At 66.0% G+C, this 20304-nt stretch carries 17 protein-coding genes; 11 read left to right on the top strand and 6 right to left on the bottom strand.

What is annotated here, in order from left to right; genetic code table 11:
• Nucleotides 1-106 precede the first annotated feature (106 nt).
• Together OSH07_RS13280 and OSH07_RS13275 are read right to left on the bottom strand one after the other, a co-directional pair.
• On the bottom strand, nucleotides 107-2656 hold the full coding sequence (locus OSH07_RS13280) for an arylsulfatase (RefSeq protein WP_266339141.1): 2550 nt from the start codon (nucleotides 2654-2656) through the stop codon (nucleotides 107-109).
• A gap of 389 nt (nucleotides 2657-3045) precedes the next feature.
• Nucleotides 3046-3525, bottom strand: coding sequence for a GNAT family N-acetyltransferase (locus tag OSH07_RS13275; RefSeq protein ID WP_266339388.1), 480 nt, complete (start codon nucleotides 3523-3525; stop codon nucleotides 3046-3048).
• A gap of 546 nt (nucleotides 3526-4071) precedes the next feature.
• Here OSH07_RS13275 and OSH07_RS13270 point away from each other — a divergent pair.
• Nucleotides 4072-4515 carry a MaoC/PaaZ C-terminal domain-containing protein gene (locus tag OSH07_RS13270; RefSeq protein ID WP_266339140.1) on the top strand — a complete coding sequence of 148 codons (444 nt, stop codon included), beginning with the start codon at nucleotides 4072-4074 and terminating at the stop codon, nucleotides 4513-4515.
• Between the two features lie 18 nt (nucleotides 4516-4533).
• A complete protein-coding gene (locus OSH07_RS13265; RefSeq protein WP_266339139.1) occupies nucleotides 4534-5412 on the top strand; it encodes an amidohydrolase family protein in 879 nt (292 codons plus the stop codon).
• Between the two features lie 67 nt (nucleotides 5413-5479).
• On the opposite strand, the gene OSH07_RS13260 is transcribed toward OSH07_RS13265, so the two are convergent.
• Nucleotides 5480-6460 carry a LacI family DNA-binding transcriptional regulator gene (locus OSH07_RS13260; RefSeq protein WP_266339387.1) on the bottom strand — a complete coding sequence of 327 codons (981 nt, stop codon included), beginning with the start codon at nucleotides 6458-6460 and terminating at the stop codon, nucleotides 5480-5482.
• A 164-nt stretch (nucleotides 6461-6624) separates the two neighbouring features.
• On the opposite strand from OSH07_RS13260, the gene OSH07_RS13255 reads away from it, so the two are divergent.
• From OSH07_RS13255 to OSH07_RS13225, 7 genes are all read left to right on the top strand, one after another.
• Nucleotides 6625-7833 (top strand): CaiB/BaiF CoA transferase family protein, encoded by a 1209-nt coding sequence (locus OSH07_RS13255; RefSeq protein WP_266339386.1) that lies wholly within the window; start codon nucleotides 6625-6627, stop codon nucleotides 7831-7833.
• 48 nt (nucleotides 7834-7881) lie between these two features.
• Entirely contained in the window at nucleotides 7882-8862 is a 981-nt protein-coding gene (locus OSH07_RS13250) for a substrate-binding domain-containing protein (RefSeq protein WP_266339138.1), read from the top strand.
• Between the two features lie 182 nt (nucleotides 8863-9044).
• A complete protein-coding gene (locus tag OSH07_RS13245; RefSeq protein WP_266339137.1) occupies nucleotides 9045-10043 on the top strand; it encodes an ABC transporter permease in 999 nt (332 codons plus the stop codon).
• A 78-nt stretch (nucleotides 10044-10121) separates the two neighbouring features.
• Entirely contained in the window at nucleotides 10122-11087 is a 966-nt protein-coding gene (locus OSH07_RS13240; protein ID WP_266339136.1) for a sugar ABC transporter substrate-binding protein, read from the top strand.
• Nucleotides 11088-11138: 51 nt separating this feature from the next.
• Entirely contained in the window at nucleotides 11139-12614 is a 1476-nt protein-coding gene (locus tag OSH07_RS13235) for a sugar ABC transporter ATP-binding protein (RefSeq protein WP_266339135.1), read from the top strand.
• A 14-nt stretch (nucleotides 12615-12628) separates the two neighbouring features.
• Nucleotides 12629-13120 (top strand): D-ribose pyranase, encoded by a 492-nt coding sequence (gene rbsD / locus OSH07_RS13230; protein WP_266339134.1) that lies wholly within the window; start codon nucleotides 12629-12631, stop codon nucleotides 13118-13120.
• Between the two features lie 20 nt (nucleotides 13121-13140).
• Entirely contained in the window at nucleotides 13141-14205 is a 1065-nt protein-coding gene (locus tag OSH07_RS13225; protein WP_266339133.1) for a Gfo/Idh/MocA family protein, read from the top strand.
• A 97-nt stretch (nucleotides 14206-14302) separates the two neighbouring features.
• Here the strand turns inward: OSH07_RS13225 and OSH07_RS13220 are convergent, their stop codons facing one another.
• The 3 genes from OSH07_RS13220 to OSH07_RS13210 all read right to left on the bottom strand — a co-directional run bounded on the left by OSH07_RS13220 (nucleotide 14303) and on the right by OSH07_RS13210 (nucleotide 17427).
• The gene (locus OSH07_RS13220; RefSeq protein ID WP_266339132.1) at nucleotides 14303-15253 is read right to left on the bottom strand and encodes an HNH endonuclease; all 951 of its coding nucleotides are present in this window, start codon (nucleotides 15251-15253) and stop codon (nucleotides 14303-14305) included.
• A 101-nt stretch (nucleotides 15254-15354) separates the two neighbouring features.
• The gene (locus tag OSH07_RS13215) at nucleotides 15355-16053 is read right to left on the bottom strand and encodes a FadR/GntR family transcriptional regulator (RefSeq protein ID WP_266339131.1); all 699 of its coding nucleotides are present in this window, start codon (nucleotides 16051-16053) and stop codon (nucleotides 15355-15357) included.
• A gap of 324 nt (nucleotides 16054-16377) precedes the next feature.
• Nucleotides 16378-17427 carry a LacI family DNA-binding transcriptional regulator gene (locus OSH07_RS13210; RefSeq protein ID WP_266339130.1) on the bottom strand — a complete coding sequence of 350 codons (1050 nt, stop codon included), beginning with the start codon at nucleotides 17425-17427 and terminating at the stop codon, nucleotides 16378-16380.
• 214 nt (nucleotides 17428-17641) lie between these two features.
• Here OSH07_RS13210 and OSH07_RS13205 point away from each other — a divergent pair, with 214 nt between their 5' ends.
• Both OSH07_RS13205 and OSH07_RS13200 read left to right on the top strand, forming a co-directional pair.
• Nucleotides 17642-18502, top strand: coding sequence for an amidohydrolase family protein (locus OSH07_RS13205; protein WP_266339129.1), 861 nt, complete (start codon nucleotides 17642-17644; stop codon nucleotides 18500-18502).
• Between the two features lie 47 nt (nucleotides 18503-18549).
• Nucleotides 18550-20280 carry an IlvD/Edd family dehydratase gene (locus OSH07_RS13200; protein WP_266339128.1) on the top strand — a complete coding sequence of 577 codons (1731 nt, stop codon included), beginning with the start codon at nucleotides 18550-18552 and terminating at the stop codon, nucleotides 20278-20280.
• The last annotated feature ends 24 nt before the right edge of the window (nucleotides 20281-20304 follow it).

Genomic DNA, 20304 nt, shown 5'->3' with positions numbered 1-20304 from the left:
CGAACCGCGGGCCTCGGCCCGTCCGGACAGTTTGCCGCCTGCGGCCGCATCCTCCCTTGAGGCAGATCAACCGCCGCGCCAGCGGCCGCCGATCCGGTCCGTACGGCTACTCGCTCGAATGATTGTCGCGCTGCGCCGCGCGCAGGCGCTGGATATCGGCGGGCGACAGCACCGGCCGGTCGATCTTGATCGTAAGCCGGTCGATCGCGCCGGCGAAGGGGAACGGCACCTGGTAGTCCTGGTCGTCGACCGATGTGCCGGTGTCCGAGCCGATGTCCATCGTCTCGTCCCATTGCAGGATGACGGGAACCGTCTGCTCCATCCGCTCGCTCGCCACCACCTTGCCATCGACCGAAAGCGTCCCGTCCGCCGGCCGGCCGACGCCGCTCATGTCGTTGAAGGCGAAGGTGCCGAAGCCGAGCCCGTCATATTTGAGATCGAACACAAGCCGGTGCTTGCCGGGCGTCAGCGCCTCCTTGCCCTCCCAGCGCACCCGCTTCAGGTCGAGCAGGTTCCAGACATAGACCGGCTTTCCCTTCAGCACATAGAAGCCGTAGCCGCCGAACCGGCCGCCCTGCGTCAGGATCATGCCGTCGCCGCCGCCTTCCGGAATGTCGACATCGGCGGTGATCGTGTAGGAGGTCGCCAGCAATTGCGGCGCGTCGCCCATCGGAATGCCGGTCAGCGAACCCGAATAGCTGAATTCGGATCGCCCGGCGGTGACGCTCGGCCGTGGCATCACCATCCGCGTGGCCACGGAATTGTCGAGCGGGAACACCTGGTAGCGCGCCGCCTGGGTCTGGAAGAGTTCCTGCATCTCCGTCAGCTTGGCCGGCTTGGCCGCCGCGAGGTCGTTGTTCTGCGTCCAGTCCTTGCCGAGGTCGTAGAGCTCCCACTTATAGGCGTTGACGACATCCGGGTTTGGCGTGGCGCCGAGTTCCCAGGGCGGGCTGATCGGCGTCGTGTTGGCATACCAGCCCTTGTCGTAGATGCCACGATTGCCGAACATCTCGAAATACTGCGTCTCGTGGCGGGTCGGCACGTTGGCATTGGCCTTGTCCCAGGTGTAGGCCATGCCGACGCCCTCGATCGGCTTCTGCGCGACGCCGTTCACCATCACCGGCGCCTGGATATGCGTCGCCTCGAGGATGGTCGGGACGATATCGATGACATGGTGGAACTGGTTGCGGATGCCGCCGGGGTCCTTGATGACGTCAGGCCACGACATCGCCATGCCCTGGCGCGTGCCGCCGAAATGCGACGCCACCTGCTTGGTCCATTTGTAGGGCGTGTCGAAGGCCCAGGTCCAGCCGACCGCCATGTGCGGATAGGTCTGGTCCGATCCCCAGACGTCGTAGAAATATTTGAGCTGGTCGGCGACCGGCACCTCGACGCTGTTGAACTGCGCCACCTCGTTCGGCGTGCCGTTGAGCGAACCCTCGGCGCTCGAGCCATTGTCGCCGCTGATATAGATGATCAGCGTGTTGTCGAGCTTGCCGGCATCCTGCACCGCCTGGATCACCCGGCCGATCTCGTGATCCGTATAGGCGAGATAGGCCGCGTAGACATCGGCCTGGCGGATGAACATCTTCTTTTCGTCGGCGGAGAGCTGGTCCCAGTTCTTCAGCCGATCGCTCGGCCAGGGCGTCAGCTGCGCGTCGGCGGGAACGACGCCGAGCTTTTTCTGGTTGGCGAAGATCTGGTCGCGCAGCGCGTTCCAGCCCTGGTCGAACAGGTGCATGGCGCTGATCCGGTCGATCCATTCGGGCGTCGGATGATGCGGTGCATGCGTGCCGCCCGGCACGTAATAGACGAAGAACGGTTTCGACGGATCGACCTCGTTCAGCATCTTGATGTGGTTGATGGCCTCGTCCGCCATCGCCGTGGTCAGGTTCCACCCGGGGTGGCCGAGATAGGGATAGATCGCCGTGGTATTGCGGAAGAGATTCGGCTGCCACTGGCTCGTGTCGCCGCCGACGAAGCCGTAGAAATAGTCGAAGCCCATGCCGCCCGGCCACTGGTCGAAGGGGCCGGCCTGGCTCGCCTCGAAGGCGGGCGTGTTGTGGTCCTTGCCGAACCACGACGTGGCGTAGCCGTTCTCGCGCAGGATCTCGCCGATCGTCGCCGATTCCGGACCGATGATGCTGTCATAGCCGGGGTAGCCCGTCGCCATTTCGGAGATCTGGCCGAAGCCGACCGAGTGGTGGTTGCGCCCGGTGATCAGCGCCGCGCGGGTGGGCGAGCAGAGCGCGGTGGAATGGAACTGCGTATAGCGCAGGCCGCTTGCGGCGATCCGGTCGAGCGCGGGAGTCGGGATGACGCCGCCAAAGGTGCTTGGCGCGCCGAAGCCGACATCGTCGGTCATGATCAGCAGCACATTGGGCGCGCCGGCCGGCGGCACGATGCGCGGCGGCCAGAACGGCCGCGACTGCGCCGCGTTCAGATTGATCTCTCCGCCGAAGGGTGGCGGCGGATTGGGCAGATAGCGCCCGTCGATCGTCGTGGTGGCGTCGGGTGCGCCGGGCGTCCCGGTCACCTGCTGCGCGCCCGCAGGCGCCGACACCAGCACCAGCGCCGCCAGCGCGGCGGCCGATTGCAGGATCACTGCCCGGATAGGAAGATTCGCGGCAACGGCATGAAGATTCCCCGCGCGCATGAACGCCTCCCGTGATGGGGCGGGCCCGATCCGGTGCGTCGCCGTTGCGGGCAAGGCCGGATGGACCTCGCTTGAACCAAAGCAATGAGCCCTTCGAGATCTGCGGATCTTACATTTGCCATTTGCGGATATTGCAGGTTCGCAAGCTCCGAAGAGCAGCGCCCGCAAGATCGGCCCGACCAGGCATCGGTCTCATCAAGCGGCGCTCACCCGCCTCCGGCGAACAGATTTTCGCTACCGAGTTCACGGGAAGTCTTGGAAGAGCGGATGAAATGCTTAGGTGCTTCCAAGATCGATGTATTCAAACAAGAGCGTGCAGCAGAAAATACGCTTCCATTCCGATCCGGTCGATACAAGCAAGATCAACGTTTCGCGATTTCGGCACCGCGCTACAGTTCCAGGGACAGAAAGACCGTTCCGGGTGGCGTCGGCGCGTAATAGGCGTCACATGATTGAAAGCCGAGGCCGCGGTAGAGCGCGAGCGCGGCCTGCATGCTGGAAAGCGTGTCGAGCCGGATCCGCCGATAGCGGAGCGTCCGCGCCTGTGCGACGACCGCCTCGGCGAGCGCCCGGCCCAGCCCGCTTCCTCTCGCCTCCGGCAGGATGAAGAGCCGCTTCAGCTCGCACTCGCCCTCGGCCGGCAACGGCCTGAGCCCGACGCAGCCGACCGCCCCGCCTGCGCTATCCCGCGCCAGGAAAAGCTCACCCTCCGGCGCCGCGTATTTGCCGGGCAGGCCGGCGACTTCCGAGTTGAAGCCCTGGTAGCCGAGATCGATTGGCAGCGTCGCCGCATAGCGCTTGAAGAGGCGCGCGACATCGCGCAGGTCCTCGGCTGTTCGCGCCCGCGCAATGGTGAAGCGGTCACGCATCAGCACCGGCCGCGCCCGGCAGAGGTCGGCGCAATCACCATCGCGCCGATCCGACGCGTCGAGCCGACCCGATGCCTTGAGCCCGCCTGCTGCTTCAAGCCGACCTGGAGCTTTGAACCCGCTCGCTGCATCGGGATGTCCGTCCTAGAAATGTCCATCTTCTGGAGCCGCCTCCCTTGATAAGGCTCGAGGCGCCAACGCGAAAGGTCCGCGGCATTCGAGCGGTCCCGGCGCGAACAGACAAGGGAGTTTCCGCGGCAATCGGGCCGCCACCCTCCGCGCCGCCTCGCATGCGCCGTCTTCCACCCCGCCCGCCGCCTTCCGTCCTGCGTGCTGTGTCCTGTCCCCTCTGCCTTCTGCCCTCTGCCCGTTGCCTTCGACCTCACGCTTTCCGCCGCCCATCTCCGGTCTCCCCCTGCCTCTGCCCTGACCGGAGGCCGCTTGTAGTTCGGGCATGATAGCGCTAACCTGCGACAAGCCAAAAATGGCGAAAATGACGCCATCGGTTAACGGATGGTTACCAAGAATCATTGTTAAAGGACGACAATGGCCCGCTATTTCGAGGATTTTCATGAAGGCGATGTGTTCTGGTCACCGGGCCGGACCATCACCGAGGCCGACGTCATGGCGTTTGCCGGTCTGTCGGGCGACTATAATCCCGCCCACACCGACTATCAGTTCGCCAGCCGCGGCCCCTTCGGCAAGCCGATCGCGCACGGATTGCTGGCGCTGATCGTCTCGGCCGGCCTCGCCGACCGCGATGGCGGCCTCGACGGCACCGCGGTGGCCTTGCTCGGCGTCAACTGGCAGTTCAAAAAGCCGGTGTTCTTCGGCGATACGCTGCGACTGAAACTGACGGTCTCCAGCACCCGCCGGACCAGCAAGGGCGATCGCGGCGTCATCGTTCGCGACATCGCCGTCCACAACCAGCATGACGAAATCGTGCAGGAAGGCGCCTTCACGACGATGGTCATCGCACGGCCGAACTGAAGCATACCGGGAGGAAACATGACCACCGAAGCGTTCGAATTCGTCGACGCCCACCACCACTTGTGGGACCTGAAGAGCGGCATCCGCTATGGCTGGCTGACCGACAAGCCGTTCGTCGGCCACCCGTCGGGCGACTATTCCGCCATCATGAAGGATTATCTGGTCACCGATCTGCAGCGCGAGGGCGCGCCGGTCAACCTGATCAAGTCCGTGCATATCGAGACCGCCGACGGCGAAATCGACACCGTGCGCGAGACCGCCTGGCTGCAGGAAGTCGCCGACAAGCACGGCATGCCGAACGGCATCATCGCGCGCGTCGATCTCGCCGCCGACAATGCCGCCTCCGAGCTCGAGCGGCACATGCAGCACGCCAATTTCCGCGGCGTGCGCATGCTCTCCTTCATCGGCCTCGACTTCCTCGCGGATCCCTCTTTCCGCCGCGGTTTCAACGAGTTGCAGAAGCGCGACCTGATCTACGACATGGACGCCGGCTGGCCGCAGATGGGCAAGGCCTTCGACCTCGCGCGCGATTTCCCGCGCTCGACCATCATCCTCGGCCATTGCGGTTTCCCGAAGGAACGCACCGTCCCCTATTTCAACGAATGGCGGAAGGCGATCCGGCATCTGGCCGAGGCGCCGAATGTCGCCTGCAAGCTGTCCGGCCTCGCCATGGTCGACCATGGCTGGACGGTGGAGACGATCCGGCCCTGGATCGAGGTCTGCATCGAGGCCTTCGGCCCGTCGCGCTGCATGTTCGGCACCAACTGGCCGCTCGACGGCCTGTTCAGCGATTATCCGACCGTCGTGAACGCCTATCGCGAGATCGTTTCCGGCTATTCGGCCGACGAGCAGCGCCAGCTTTTCCGCACCACGGCCGAAGGCTGGTACCGGATCTGAGGCAATTTCGGGACGCCGCGCTTTGCAGCCATCCCCCTGAAAAAATAGAAGAAACGTCTCGGCGGCGTCAGGCGCTGCCGCGACGGATCAATTGGTGCTGCAGGGCGACCGTCGTCGGCGCCTCGTCGCCATCGACGCGCGCCAGCAGCAATTCCGCCGAGGTCCGGCCCATCACGTCCGGCTGGATCCGCACGGTCGTCAGCGACGGCGTCACCAGCCCCGCCAGGTCAAAATCGCCGAAGCCGCAGATCGCCAGTTGCTCGGGCACGCGCAGGCCGCGCCGGTTGCATTCGAGCAGCGCGGCGAGCGCCAGGCTGTCGGCCGAGAAGAAGATCGCATCGGTCAGCGGCGCCTGCGCCAGCACCGCGTCAAGGCCGTGAATGCCGTCCTGGGTGCTCATCGGCAGCACCAGCTCGATACGCACCGGCGGCGGCAGGCCGGCCTCGGCGACCGCCTTGGCGAGGCCGATGAAACGGCCATTGGCGCGCGAATCCTGCGAGGCGGCGCCGCCGACAAAGGCGATGCGCTGGGCGCCGCGCTTCAAGAGCAGCGCGCCGACGTCGCGGCCGGCGGCGATGTTGGAGAAGCCGGCGGCGCAGTCGATCGGCCGCGCGTCGGTGTCCCAGGTCTCGACCACCGGCACGCCGCTCTGGCGCAGCAGGTCCATGGCGCGCGGCGTGTGGTGCAGGCCGGTCAGGATGAAGCCCATCGGCCGCCGTTCCAGCAGCGTCTGGATGATCTGCTCCTCGCGCAGCACCGAATATTCGCTGTTGCCGATCACCACCGAGATGCCGCGCAATTCGAGCGTGTCGATCGTCGCCTTGACCTGGGCGGCGAAGGCGGAGCTCGACAGCGTCGGGATGACGACGGCGACGACGCGGCTGTTGTTGGAGGCGAGGTTCCGCGCCGCCTCGTTCGGGATGTAGTTGAGCTCGCGGATGGCATCCTGGACCCGCTTGCGCGTCTCCTCGGTCACCATCTCCGGCCGGCCGATGACGCGCGACACGGTTTGGGCCGAGACGCCGGCCCGCGCGGCGACGTCCGCCATGGTCACGACGCCCGTCCCGGCTGGAGCATTTCCAAATCGTCTTCGGCGCATTGACAGCCCCCTATGTTGGCGCTAACAGATATAGAAACTTGTTAGCGCTATCAACAATCATCAAACGCCGCCCACCAAAACCGGGCGCAGAAACGACGGAAATGGGAGTGGCGATGAGCCAGGAAGTGCGGAACAAGGCCCAGATCCTTTCGGGCTACCGCGTGCTCGATTGCACGGTCGCGATGTCGGGCCCGTTCGCGGCGCAGCGCATGGGCGACATCGGCGCCGACGTGATCAAGGTCGAGCCGGTCGAGGGCGAGTGGCAGCGGCGCATGCCGGCCGGCGGCGGCGCCCGCACCATCAACGCCTCGTTCCTGTCGCTGAACCGCAACAAGCGCAGCCTGGCGATCAACCTGAAGTCGCCGCAGGGCCAGGCCGCCCTGCACAAGCTGGTCCAGAACGCCGACGTCTTCATGCAGAACTACCGCCCGCATGTGGCGAAGAAGCTCGGCGTCGACTACGACACGCTGAAAGCGATCAACCCGCGCCTGATCTATGTCTCGATCTCCGGCTACGGCGCCGAGGGCCCCTATTCCGCCCGCCCGGGCCAGGACCTGCTGTTGCAGGCGCTTTCCGGCGCCATGTATTCCGCCGGCCAGGCCGACGGCCCGCCGCAGCCGGTCGGCCAGTATGTCGTCGACGCGACCACCGCCTATGCCGCCTTCGAGGGCGCGCTGGCGGCACTGCTGCACCGCGAGCGCACCGGCGAGGGCCAGCTCGTCGAGGTCAACATGCTCGACGCCGCGATCTCGTTCCAGATGCAGGAGCTGTCGGTCTTCACCATCGACGGCAAACCGCAGAAGCGCACGCAGGAGCCGCACGGCCACGTCTATATCCGCGCCCCCTACGGCGTGTTCGAGACGCAGGACGGCTATGTCGCCCTCGCCTTCCCGCAGCTCGCCAAGCTCGGCGAACTGTTCAACGAGCCCGCCTTCCTGGCGATGAACGACGACGTCGACCCGTTCGAGCAGCGCGACCTCATCCATCAGCTGGTCGCCAAGCACAGCCGCGGCTGGAAGCGCGCCGAACTGATCGACGCCATGCTGGCGCTCGGCCTCTGGGCCGGCCCGGTCAACGACTTCGCCGCGACGGTCGAGGATCCGCAGGTGAAGTTCAACGGCAGCTTCGTCGAATACGACCACCACACCGAGGGTCACCTGAAGACCCCCGGATTCCCCATCCGCTTCAGCAAGACCCCGTCGACCGTGGAGAGAGGCGCGCCGCTGGTCGGCGAGCACAGCCGCGAGGTCCTGGCCAATGCGGGTTTCGAAACCGAAGAGATCGATCGCCTGATCTCGGAGGGCATTGTCGGCGCGCCCTAGGCGCGACAGGAGGGGCGGCGAAGGCCGCCGTCGAGGAGGGAGGAAATCATGAACATCACCAAGCGGGCGCTCATCGCGCTCGCCGGCGCGGCGGCCCTTGCGGCCGCGGCCGGCATGCCGTCGGCGGCGCAGGCCGAAGGCAAGCAGATCGTCTATCTTTCGGCCGGTCTCGACGCGCCTTTCTGGCGCTACGTGTCGAAGGGCGTCGAAGCGGCGGCGAAGGAGCACGGCTATGATTTCGTCGCGCTCGACAGCCGCAACAACACGCAGACGCAGCTGCAGAACACGCAGGATGCGCTCGTAAAGGGCGCCAGCGGCATCGTGCTCTCGCCGACCGACTCCTCGACCGCGCCGGCCGTGCTCAACCTCGCCCAGAAGGCGGGCGTCCCGGTGAGCTTCGCCGGCATCGGCACCACCTCGGGCGAATACGTCACCTTCGTCACGTCGAACGACGAGGCCGGCGCCTATGACGTCGGCAAGGCGCTGGCCAAGGCCTTCGAGGCCAAGGGCTGGAAGAACGCCGAGGTCGGCATGGTCACCATCTCCCAGGCGCGCCAGAACGGCGTCAAGCGCACCAACGGCTTCGTCCGGGCGATGGAAGAGGCGGGCAACAAGATCGTCGCCCGCAACGAGATGCAGACCTACACCGCCGACGAGACCTATCGCTTCGTGCAGGACATGCTGACGGCGCATCCCGAAATGCGCGGTATCTTCGTGCAGACGGATTCGCCGACGCTCGGCGCCAAGCGCGCCGTCGACGCCATGCGCCGCGGCGGCGAGACGCTGATCGGCGCCTTTGACGGCGTGCCGGAGTTCCTGCCGATGATCGAGGACGGCTCGATCGTCGCCAGCGGCATGCAGCAGCCCTACCTGATGGGCAAGACGGCCGGCGAAAGCGTCATCGCCAAGCTGGAAGGCGGCAAGACCGAGAAGGAAGTGGTCCTGCCGATCCTTACCGTCAGCAAGGACAACATGGCGGCGATCCTGCCGGACCTGAAGCTTACCGTGTTCGCCGGCGAACTCAAATAAGCGGCAGGGTCGGCGGCCTCGCGCCGCCGGCCCACCTCCAAGCGGACCGGTCCCGGCCGCGCCTTTCCATTCCAATCGATGAACGACCCGCGAGCCGGGGCGCCTGATGGCGGCCGGCTGCGCGGAACAACGGATACGAGATCGTCCGCGCTGGGCTGCGACGATGCGAGGGAGACAGGATGATGACCAACGTCGCAACGGGCAACGCCGCGCAGAGCGGATGGACGCAATCGCTCCGAGGGTTGCTGCTGACCCGTGAAGCCGGTGTGCTGGGAGCCTTGCTGGCGCTCTGCATCGTCTTCGCCGTGGCAAGCCCGGTCTTCCTGACGGGCACCAACATCCTCAACCTGCTGCGCCAGATCTCGCTGCTCGGCGTGCTCGCCGTCGGCGCCACCTATGTGCTGATCATCTCGGAAGTCGACCTCTCGGTCGGCTCGCTCTACGGCTTCGCCGGCATGGTCGGCGGCCTCCTGATCGTCGGTGGCGTGCCTGAGACGGCGGCGATCCTGATCACGCTGCTGCTCGGCCTCGGCATCGGCGCCATGAACGGCGCCATCACCGTCGTCGGCCGCATCCCGTCCTTCATCACCACGCTCGGCACGCTTTACCTGATCCGCGGCGCCACGCTCGTCATGAGCAACGGCATGCCCGTCTCGCTGCCGCACGGCCAGGGCGCCGCGCCGATCCTGACCGGCATCGCCCAGGGCCGGCTGATCGGCAATTTGTCGAACCAGGTCCTGGTCCTGATCGTCGTCGCGGCGATCGGCTTCTTCCTGCTCCACCGGACGACCTTCGGCTTCCACATCTTCGCCGTCGGCGGCAACGACCGCGCCGCGCGCATCGTCGGCGTGCCGGTGTCGCGCACCAAGATCGTCGCCTTCGCCATCGCCGGCCTGCTCGCCTCGTTCGCCGGCATCATCAACTTCGGCTTTCTCGAGAACGTCCAGCCCGTCACGGGCATCGGCCTGGAGCTCGACGTCATCGCCGCGGTCATCATCGGTGGCACGCGGCTCGGCGGCGGCGAGGGCTCCATCCCCGGAACCCTGCTCGGCGTGCTGCTGATCGGCGTCGTCCGCAATGGCCTGATCCTGCTCGGCGTCACGCCCTTCTGGCAGACGACCCTGATCGGAGCGGTCGTGCTGACAGCGGCGCTGATCGGCGGACTGACATCGAAGAAATAGCCAACCAACACGCGAACCAACGAACTTCGGACTGAACGAACTTCGGACGAAGCGAACTTCACCTGGGAGGAAACCACCATGCTACGCGCTACCCTGTTTGCGGGCCTCGCCACGCTCGCCCTGCTCGTCCCGGCAGCCGCCGCGGACTTCACCCTGTCGCCGGCGATCAAGGCCCGCGCCGAGGCCAAGGAAAAGCCGACCTTCGTCGTCTCCTACCATGACCCCGCCCTTTCGGTGGCCGTGCCGATGCGCACCGGCGCCGAGGCGGCCGGCAAGGAGCTGAACGTCAACGCGCTGTTCACCGGCCCGGTCGGCGGCGGCGCCGAGAAGCAGGTGGCCGAGCTCGAGAACTGGATCACCAAGGGCGTCGACGGCATCGCCGTGTCCTCGTCCTCGACCGACGCTCTCGCGCCGGTGATCAACAAGGCGCTCGCCGCCGGCATCCCGGTCGTCACCTTCAACACCGACAATCCGGCTTCGCAGCGCCTGACCTTCGTCGGCCAGGACCTCGTCTATTCGGGCGTCGTCATGGGCGAGACCCTCGTCAAGGAGATGGGCGAGAAGGGCAAGATCCTGATCTTCACGGTCGACGCCGCTGCCCAGTGGTCGAAGGACCGCGAGAACGGCGCCCGCCAGGCGCTCGCCAAGCACCCCGACATCGCCATCGCCGGCCTGATCAACACCACCAACGAGCCGCAGCAGATCTACGCCGCGATCGAGAACGCCGTCCTCGCCAACCCCGACATCACCGGCATCATCTCGCTGGATTGCTGCTCGTTCCCGGCGATCGGCCAGTATCTCGAGCGCAACGGCATGGCCGGCAAGATCCCGGTCGTCGGCTCCGACCTGCTGCCGCAGACCCGCGAGCTGATCATCTCGGGCGCGCTGACCTCGACCATCACGCAGAACCCGCAGCGTCAGGGCCATGACGCGGTCGTCGTGCTCAACGAGATCTACGCCGAGGGCAAGATGCCCCCGAGCCACACCGACACCGGCGTCGAAGTGATCGACAAGTCCAACGTCGAGAAGCACCAGGCCGAGTAAGGCCTGCTGCCCCTGCCCTGCCTAGATGATCCAGAACGAGAGTATGCGCCGATGACTTCGATGCTCCAGCTTCGCGACTTGGGAAAATCCTTCGGGAGCTTCTGGGCGCTGCGCAAAGTCAGCATCGACTTCAAGCAAGGCGAGGTGCATGCGCTCGTCGGTGAAAACGGGGCGGGCAAGTCGACCCTGATCAAGCTGATCGCGGGCGTCTACAACCCGAGCGAGGGGGCCATCATCGGCCCCCTCGGCACCGAGCTCCGCATGAAGACGCCGCGCGATGCGCTGACCAGCGGCATCGGCGTCGTGCACCAGGAGCTCGACCTGTTCGACAACCTGACCGTCGCCGAGAACATCGCCCTCGGCATCGACGACGGCGGCTTCGTCAAGCCGTCGAAGGCCGCCATGGCCGCACGGGCGCGCAAGGCGCTCGACGAGCTCCAGGAACAGAAGATCCTGCCGTCCATGCGGGTCGGCGACATCTCCTCCTCCGACAAGCAGCTGGTGGCGATCGCCAAGGTGCTGACCTGGGACGCCAAGGTCATCATCTTCGACGAGCCGACCTCGGCCCTCAACGCCGCCGAAGCGGCGCGCCTGCTGGAGCGTATCCGGCATCTGAAATCCGTCGGCGTCACCATCATCTATGTCTCGCACAAGCTGGGCGAGATCTTCTCGATCGCCGACCGCATCTCCGTCATCCGCGACGGCACTCTGATCACGACGCGCCCTGTCGCCGAGTTCGACCACGAGAAGGTCGTCGACGCGATGCTCGGCCGCCAGCCGGCCGAAATCTTCCCGGCCCAGGTCAAGCCGCGCCCGACCAAGGAAGTGCTGCTCGACGTCACCGACGTGCATGGCCGCGAACTGGCCGGCGCCTCGCTGAAAGTACGCGCCGGCGAGATCGTCGCGTTGGCCGGCCTGCCGGATTCCGGCCCCTCCTCGCTGCTGCGCCACATATTCGGCATGGATCACGCCACCTCGGGCACGATCGCCATTTCGGGCCGCCCGATCGGCCGTTCGTCGCCGCGCGCCGCCATCCGCAGCCGCGTCGCCTATCTGCCGGCCGACCGCCTGCGCGAGGGCATCCTGCCGCTGATGAGCGTGCTGCGGAACGCCGAGGCGACCGACGAGGCGATGCATGCCAGCACCGGCAGGGAGCGCCGCAACAAGGCGCTCGACGCCATCCGCCGGCTCTCGGTGCGCACCTCGTCCATCCTGAACCGCATCACTTCGCTCTCGGGCGGCAACCAGCAGAAGACGCTGATCGCGCGCTGGCTGGTCATGCAGCCCAAGGTGCTGATGCTCGACGACCCGACGCGCGGCGTCGACATCGGCGCGAAGTCGGAGATCTACCACATCCTGCGCGGCATCGCGGATTCCGGCGCCGCCGTGGTCTTCACCTCGTCGGATTCGCTCGAGCTCGCCCGCCTGTCGGACCGCATCCTGCTGTTCCGCCATGGCAAGGTCGTCGAGGAGATCGTTCGCGACGTCACCCACGCAGAACTCGATCGCGCGATCAGCGCGGCCTAACAGAGGAAACATCCATGAAGCGCTCCGGTATTCTCAACGCCGAACTCTCGAAGGCCATCGCCACGATCGGCCATGGCGACATCCTGATGATCGTCGACGCGGGCTTCCCGATCCCCGCGAACGCCTGGCGCATCGACCTCGCCATCAGCGCCGACCTGCCGACGCTCGACCAGCTCTATTCGGTGATCGCGCCGGAACTGATCGTCGAGAAGGTGATGTTCGCCTCGCAGGTCGCCGAGCACAACAAGCCGCTCTATCGCTCGCTCACCACCTGGTTCGACGAGCGCGATTTCGTGCCGGTCACCTATGAGGACACGGTCGGCCCGCTGGCGCAGAAGGCCAAGGTCATCGTCCGTTCCGGCGCGCTCGACCCCTGGGGCAACATCGCCCTCGTCGGCGGCGTCGACTACAAGGCCTATTTCAACGACCCGGAATGCGCCGTGCCGGACATGTACCGCAAGTGGCTCGACCGCGAGCCCTTCATCCCCGGCGCCAAGCGCCGCTGATCGCGCCGGGAGGAGCAAGCATGGCTGAGACAGCCCAGGCCGGGCGCAAGGCGCGCATCGGCATCATCGGCGCCGGCTCCTGGGCCGTCGCCAACCATCTGCCGATCCTGCAGCGCAACCCGAATGTCGAGCTGGTCGGCGTCGCGCGGCCCGGCGCGGCGGAGCTCGCGAAGGTCAAGGAAGCCTTTGGCTTCCCGCACGCCTACGAGACCTATGAGGAACTGCTCGACAATGTCGAGATGGACGGCGTGATCGTCGCCTCGCCGCATCATCTCCATGCCGAGCAGGCGATGGCGGCGCTGGCCAAGGGCAGCCACGTCATGGTCGAGAAGCCGATGGCGACCAATTCGGCCGATGCCCGCCGGCTGATCGCGGCGGCCGAGAAGGCCGGCCGCGAGATCCTCGTGCCCTATGGCTGGAGCTTCCAGCCATATTTCAAGAAGGCGCACCAACTGGTCGCGTCGGGCCGCATCGGCCGCATCCGCCATGTGTCGGCGCAGATGGCGACGCCGATCGAGGACCTCGTCTCGGGCGGCGAGTTGCAGGGTACCGAGAAGGAGATGTTCCGTCCCGAGCGCGCCACCTGGGCCCATCCGGGCGCCGGCGGCTATGGCTGGGGCCAGCTCGTCCACATGCTGGGCGGCCTGTTCTACGTCACCGGGCTCGAGCCCGATTCCGTCTTCGCCCTGCTCGGCAAGTCCCGGATCGACACCGACATCCACAATGCGCTCGCCATAACCTTCGCCGGCGGCGCGACCGGATCGCTGTCGGGCTCCGCCTCCGTGCCGCCCGGCTCGCCGTTCCAGGTCGATATCCGCCTGTTCGGCACCGAGGGCATGCTGCTGCTCGACGTCGAGCGCGAGCGGCTCTGGCTGCGCCGCCTGGACGGCCAGGACGAGGAAATGGCGATCGAGCCGGGCGCCGGTGCCTATACCTGCACGACCCCGGTCGAGGCCTTCGTCGACCTCTGCCTCGGCCAGGAGATCGAGAATTGCGGCAACGCCGCGATCGGCCTGCGCTCGGTCCAGGTGGTCGAGGCGATGCTGAAATCGGGCGAAACCGGCACGATGGTCCCCGTCGCCTGAACGCGACGGCTCACTGACACGATCCATCGCCCCGCCGGGAAACCTGCGGGGCGATTTGCGTTTGGGGGGCAACTTGCGGTCGCCGCCCATCAACAGATCATGCTTTGAAGACCTGTTCCCGATGAAACTTCAGGAACGCCGGATGCGGCCGCAAATCGATCCGCTGCGGCAATGCCATGCGCCCCTCGGGTAGGAACCAGCGGTGCATAGTGTCGGGCAACTGCGACGCCGTCAGGATCTGGTAGTCGTCATCGATCGAGATCAGTCCGCGATCGAACAGCCAGTGGACGGTACCGGAAAGCGCAATTCCGTTGCGAACACTGTCCGGCCCATCCGCGGCGACCGGCTGAATATGCGCGGCCTGCACTTCTGAACGCCCACCACCATTGATGATTTTGATCCCTGTGATCGCGCAACGATCGTCATAGGCCGTCTTCACTGCTGATACGAATGCGCGATCGCGAAATGGGCGGGCAATGAGCTGCTCTACGATCCGCCGGGGCTCCGTCTCCGGCAGATCATAATTGAACCTCCCCTCCGCTTCGCTAGCCTCCAGCATGGGAGACTGCGGAGACTCTGGAGGATCGGGATATGGCCGTTCTCGAGCCGCGTTGCCGAGCGCATGAGCAAATCCGGCTGCGACGATCAATTCGAACTCACGGTTCAGCAGGTTGCGAACCGCTCGCCTAAAGGCACCCTTGTTGGTCGAGCCGTTCAGCTTTCTCAGCGCGCTTTCGTAGTAGTGCCCGCCCTCCGAAAAGGGTACCGGTCGATCAAACTCCAGATAGTCCATCATGTGAGCATAGAAGCGCCCCTCTCGCGAGGGATCCGGCTCGATGCTCGCGACACGGGCGATGGCAAAGTAACATTGACGACCGCCTCGACTTTGGAGATCCGCGGAGGAACGCCTCGGCTCGTAGTATACGATCCAATCTCCGAGCGCGGCTTCGACCTGGTTCAGGTAGGTACGGGGGAAATGATACCGCACCTCCGGCAAGTCGTCGTAGGCAGGCGATACCTTGGTTGTAAAAACCGCATTCACGATCATGCCGCTAGCATGACTCGAACTTAGCTAGCCATTCAATAGCCAGCAACGACTGCCCCCAACAGCCATAAACTATGGCCTCGACGACGTCGTGCCCGCTCCGGCTACAGCCCCAGGCGGCGGGAGGAATTGGTGAGGTGGGAGCGCATCGCGGCGGCCGCGGCGGCGGGGTCGCCGGCCGCGATCGCGTCGTAGATCAATTGGTGTTCGCCGCGCGAGATCGCCGAGGTCGTGGCGAAATCGAGCGAGCGCAGCGCCACCAGGATGCTCTCCTGCAGCTTCACGTCGACGAAGGAAATGAACAGCGACACGAACGGGTTCTTGGTCGCGCCGGCGACGGCGCGGTGGAACGCGATGTCGGTCTCGACATAGGCGCCGTGCAGATCCTTCACCTTTGCCATGTTGTCGATGCAACGCGCCATCTCGGCGAGGTCTTCGTCCGTGCGCTGGATCGCCGCCAGTTCGGCCGCGCCCGTCTCCAGCATCAGCCGCAACTCGTAGAGGTGGCGATAGTCCTCCGGCACGGCGAGGCTGTTCGGCTCCAGCGTCAGCGAGTTCGCCGCCTCGGGCGACGCGACGAAGGCGCCAATGCCCTGGCGCGAGACGACGAGCCCCTCATGCCGCAGCTTGGCGATCGCCTCGCGGATCACGGCGCGGCTCACGCCATGCATCGCCGCGAACTCCTGTTCGGTAGGCAGCCGGTCGCCGGGCTTCAGGTTACCGCGCAGGATCTCGACGCGCACGAAGGCGGCGACCTGGGATGGGAGACCCTGCCGGCTGACCTTGTTCGGACTGGATTCCATCGCGGCGTCGTTCCCTCATCTCGCTCCACCGGATGGTACTGAACCGGCGGGATTTCGTCGTGGCCTCTTGCGCCGACTTGCTCCTTCAAGCCAACTCGACCACCGATTCGGATCCGGCGGCCCGCCTCGGGTATACAGCATTTCAGGCCACAAGCCGCCCGTAAGCATGGGGTCTGTGGGGACAGCCGCGATCGCCTCGCCGAGCCGGGGGAACGCCGGAGGCGGGACGGCCGGGGGCTACCGTGGCGGCCGGGCGGGCGAAGACCCGGAAGAGGCAAGACGCCCCTTCGCCGAAGCTTGGAAAAATCGCCGATCGCAGCGGCGTCAGGTCGTCTCGCCCGACTCGAAATAGACCGGCAGCACCAGTTCGCGGGTCGGGAACCGGCCCTTCTCGAAGCGGGTCAACAGCACCTCCCCTGCCCGCTCGCCCAGTTCGTAGGCGGAGGAAATCACCGTCGTCACCAGCGGCCTCGCATAGCGGCGCTGCTCGAAGCCGTTGAAGCCGGTGATCTTGACCCGGTCCGGCACGGGAATGCCGCGATCGAGCAGGATCGACATCGCCGCGATGGCGAAGCGGTCATTGCCACCGACGATCGCATCGGGCAGCGGATGGTGATCGAGATAGGTCGTGACCGCGGCGCGGGCGCTGTCGAAATCCTCGGTCTTGGCCTGCACGACGTCGATGCGCACATTGCCGCCTGCCGCCTGGAAGCCTTCGCGCAGGCCGGCGACGCGCTGGTCGATCGCCGGCCAGTTCTGGCTGGGCACGACGACAAGCACGCTATCGACGCGGCGGGCGGCGAGATGATCGGCGAGCAGCCTGCCGCCGGCGGCGTCGTCCTGGCGGACGATGCAGGTTTCCTCGTTGGGCGAGGCGATCGGCTCCTGGATCAGGACGAGCGGCTGGTCCAGGTTGATCAGGCTGTCCAGGATGGCGCTGCGCTCGTCCGGCAGGCCGGACAGCACGACGCAGAAGCCGTCGACGGCGAAATTGCGGATGATCGACGACTGGTTGAAATGGTCGGCGCGGATGCCCTGCACGGTCACGGTGTGGTCGGCGGCGCTCAGCACGTTGCAGAGCCCGGCGACGACATGCGCGTTGAAATGGTCGGCGAGGAAGGACGGCGCGTCGTCGACGAAGATCATGCCGACCGAACGGCGGCGCGCCACGCGCAGGCTGCGCGCGCTATGCTGGACACGGTAATTGAGCCGCGCGATCTCGCGCTCGACCGCCTTGCGGGTGCGCTCGCTGACGAACTGGTGCTTGCCGTTGATCACGTTGGAAACGGTCATCGGCGAGACGTCGGCGGCCTTGGCAACGTCCTTTATCGTGACACGCTTTGGTGGAGCACGGCCGGAATTTGCGTCCGACATGGGATTGAACATCCTCTTTTGGCGCGGGGATATCGATGGCCCACCCCGGCCCGCGACTCAACGCTTCAACTCTTGAATTACCCGATCATTCAGCGACTTTTCGCCGAGGAAGCAATCCCCAAAATCGCGATCCGCCACTTGACAGGGTCCAGAGTTGTGTAATTTAACGTTAAATAACAAGAACACCTAATCCAGACATATCAAGGGGCCGATCATGCTCGTCGACTGCCACGTCAACATCTACAACGACGACCAGGTTACGCCGCTCTACGCCAAGCAGGCCGGGCTGGCGCGCGCCGCCGGCCTCGCGCCCAAGGCGGACGCGGACACGCTGGCCCGCGAGATGGCCGACGTCGACAAGGCGATCATCTTCTCGCTGCGCTACGCGGATTCGATCGGCGTCGACGGCAATGACGAGGTGACCGCCGCCGCCGTCGCCAAGTATCCCGACAAGTTCGTCGGCTTCGCCGCCGTCGATCCCCGCATGCCGAACTGCATGGATCTGCTCGTGCATGCGATCGAGGACCTGAAGCTCAAGGGCGTCAAGTTCGGCCCGATCTACAACGGCGTCTCGCTGCTCGATCCGCGCCTCGAGCCGGTCTACGAATATCTGCAGAAGAACAATCTGCCGCTGACCATGCATATGGGAACGACCTACGGCCGCAACGCCCCGGTCAACTACGGCCGTCCGCTCGATGTCGACACGATCGCCCTGCGCTATCCGGACCTGAAGATGATCATGGCCCATATGGGCCACCCCTGGTACGAGGAATGCATCGTCGTCGCCCGCAAGCAGCCGAACGTCTATTGCGAGGTGTCGGCCCTGCACTACCGTCCCTGGCAGTTCTACAACATCCTGGTCTGCGCCCAGGAATACACGATCACCGACCGCAACAAGATCTTCTGGGGCACCGATTTCCCGTTCGCCCGCGTGGCGGAATCGGTCGAAGGCCTGAAGAACATCAACAGCCAGGTCGAAGGCACGCCGCTGCCGCGCGTCGCCGACACGACGATCGACTACATCCTGAATTCCAACCCGTTCGAGCACTGGTGGCATGGCGGCCTCGCCGTCTGAGCGAGCCAAACCGCACCATCTTACCTCCAGCCGCTGACGGGATCGACATGGCGGACGACAAGGACAAGAAAGGCCTGCGCAGCCGGCAATGGTTCGGCCGCCAGGATTCCTACGGCTTCATCTACCGAAGCTGGCTGCGCAACCAGGGCCACACGGCCGAGATGTTCGACGGCCGCCCGGTCCTCGGCATCTGCAACAGCTGGTCGGACCTCAATCCGTGCAACGGCCATCTGCGCGAACTGGCCGAACATGTGAAGCGCGGCGTCTACGCCGCCGGCGGCTTTCCGCTCGAGTTCCCGGTCACCTCGCTCGGCGAGGCGCTGATGCGCCCGACGGCGATGCTGTTCCGCAACCTCGCCAGCATGGATGTCGAGGCCTCGATCCGCGCCAATCCGATCGACGGCGTCGTCCTTCTCGTCGGCTGCGACAAGACCACGCCAGCGGCGCTGATGGGCGCCGCCAGCGTCGACGTCCCGACCATCGTCGTCTCCGGCGGACCGATGCTTTCGGGATCGTGGGAAGGCCGCCGCATCGGCTCGGGCACCGACGTCATCCGCTTCAAGGAAGCCGTGCGCGCCGGCACGATGTCGCTGCAGGACTTCATGGCGGCCGAAACCGCCATGTCGCCCAGCACCGGCTCCTGCATGACGATGGGCACCGCCTCGACCATGGCGAGCCTCTGCGAGGGGCTCGGCGTCGCCCTCCCCGGCAATGGCGCCATCCCCGCCGTCGACGCCCGCCGCCACGCGATTTCCTTCGAGGCTGGCAAGCGCATCGTCGCGATGACGCATGAAGGCTTGCGTCTCTCCAAGGTGCTGACGCGCGAGGCGTTCGAGAACGCCGTCGTGCTCAATGCGGCGCTCGGTGGCTCCACCAACGCCGTCGTGCACCTGCTGGCGATCGCCGGCCGCCTCGGCGTGCCGTTTACGCTGGAGGACTGGGACCGGCTCGGCAGCGAAGTGCCCTGCCTGCTCAACCTGATGCCATCAGGCGAATATCTGATGGAAGACTTCTTCCGCGCCGGCGGCGTGCCGGCCGTGCTGAACGAGATCGCGTCGCTCTTGAATGGCGACGCGCTTACCGTCACCGGCCGCACGCAATCGGAAAACAATGCGGGCGCCGTCCGCTTCGACGAGCGGGTGATCCGCCCGCTCGACCAGCCGTTCCGGCCCAAGGCCGGCATCGCGGTGCTGCGCGGCAACCTCGCGCCCTCCGGCGCGGTGATCAAGCCGTCGGCGGCGACGCCGGAACTGCTTGTCCATCGCGGCCGCGCCGTCGTGTTCACGTCCGCCGACGACCTCAAGGCGCGCATCGACGATCCGGACCTGCCGGTCGACAAGGACAGCATGCTGGTGCTGCAGAACTGCGGCCCGCGCGGCTATCCGGGCATGGCGGAGATCGGCAACATGCCGATCCCGGCCAAGCTGCTGCGCCAGGGGATCACCGACATGGTGCGCATTTCCGACGCGCGCATGAGCGGCACCGCCTTCGGCACCGTCGTGCTGCATGTGGCGCCGGAAGCCGCCGCCGGCGGCCCCCTCGCTTTGGTCCGCGACGGCGACATGATCGCGCTCGACGTACCGGGACGCTCCATCCATCTCGAAGTCGACGACGCCGAACTGGAGCGCCGCCGCGCCGAATTGAAGCCCTTCGTGTCGCCCTATGGGCGCGGCTACGAACGACTCTATGTCGATCACGTCATGCAGGCCGATTCAGGGGTCGATTTCGACTTCCTGGTCGGCGGCAGCGGCGACTATGTCCCGCGGGAATCGCACTAGCGACCCCGGAACGGCGCGCCGTAC

Origin of the sequence: Kaistia nematophila, from assembly GCF_026343855.1 — a bacterium.
Lineage (GTDB): Bacteria > Pseudomonadota > Alphaproteobacteria > Rhizobiales > Kaistiaceae > Kaistia > Kaistia nematophila.
This window is presented reverse-complemented; position numbering and strand designations above follow the sequence as displayed.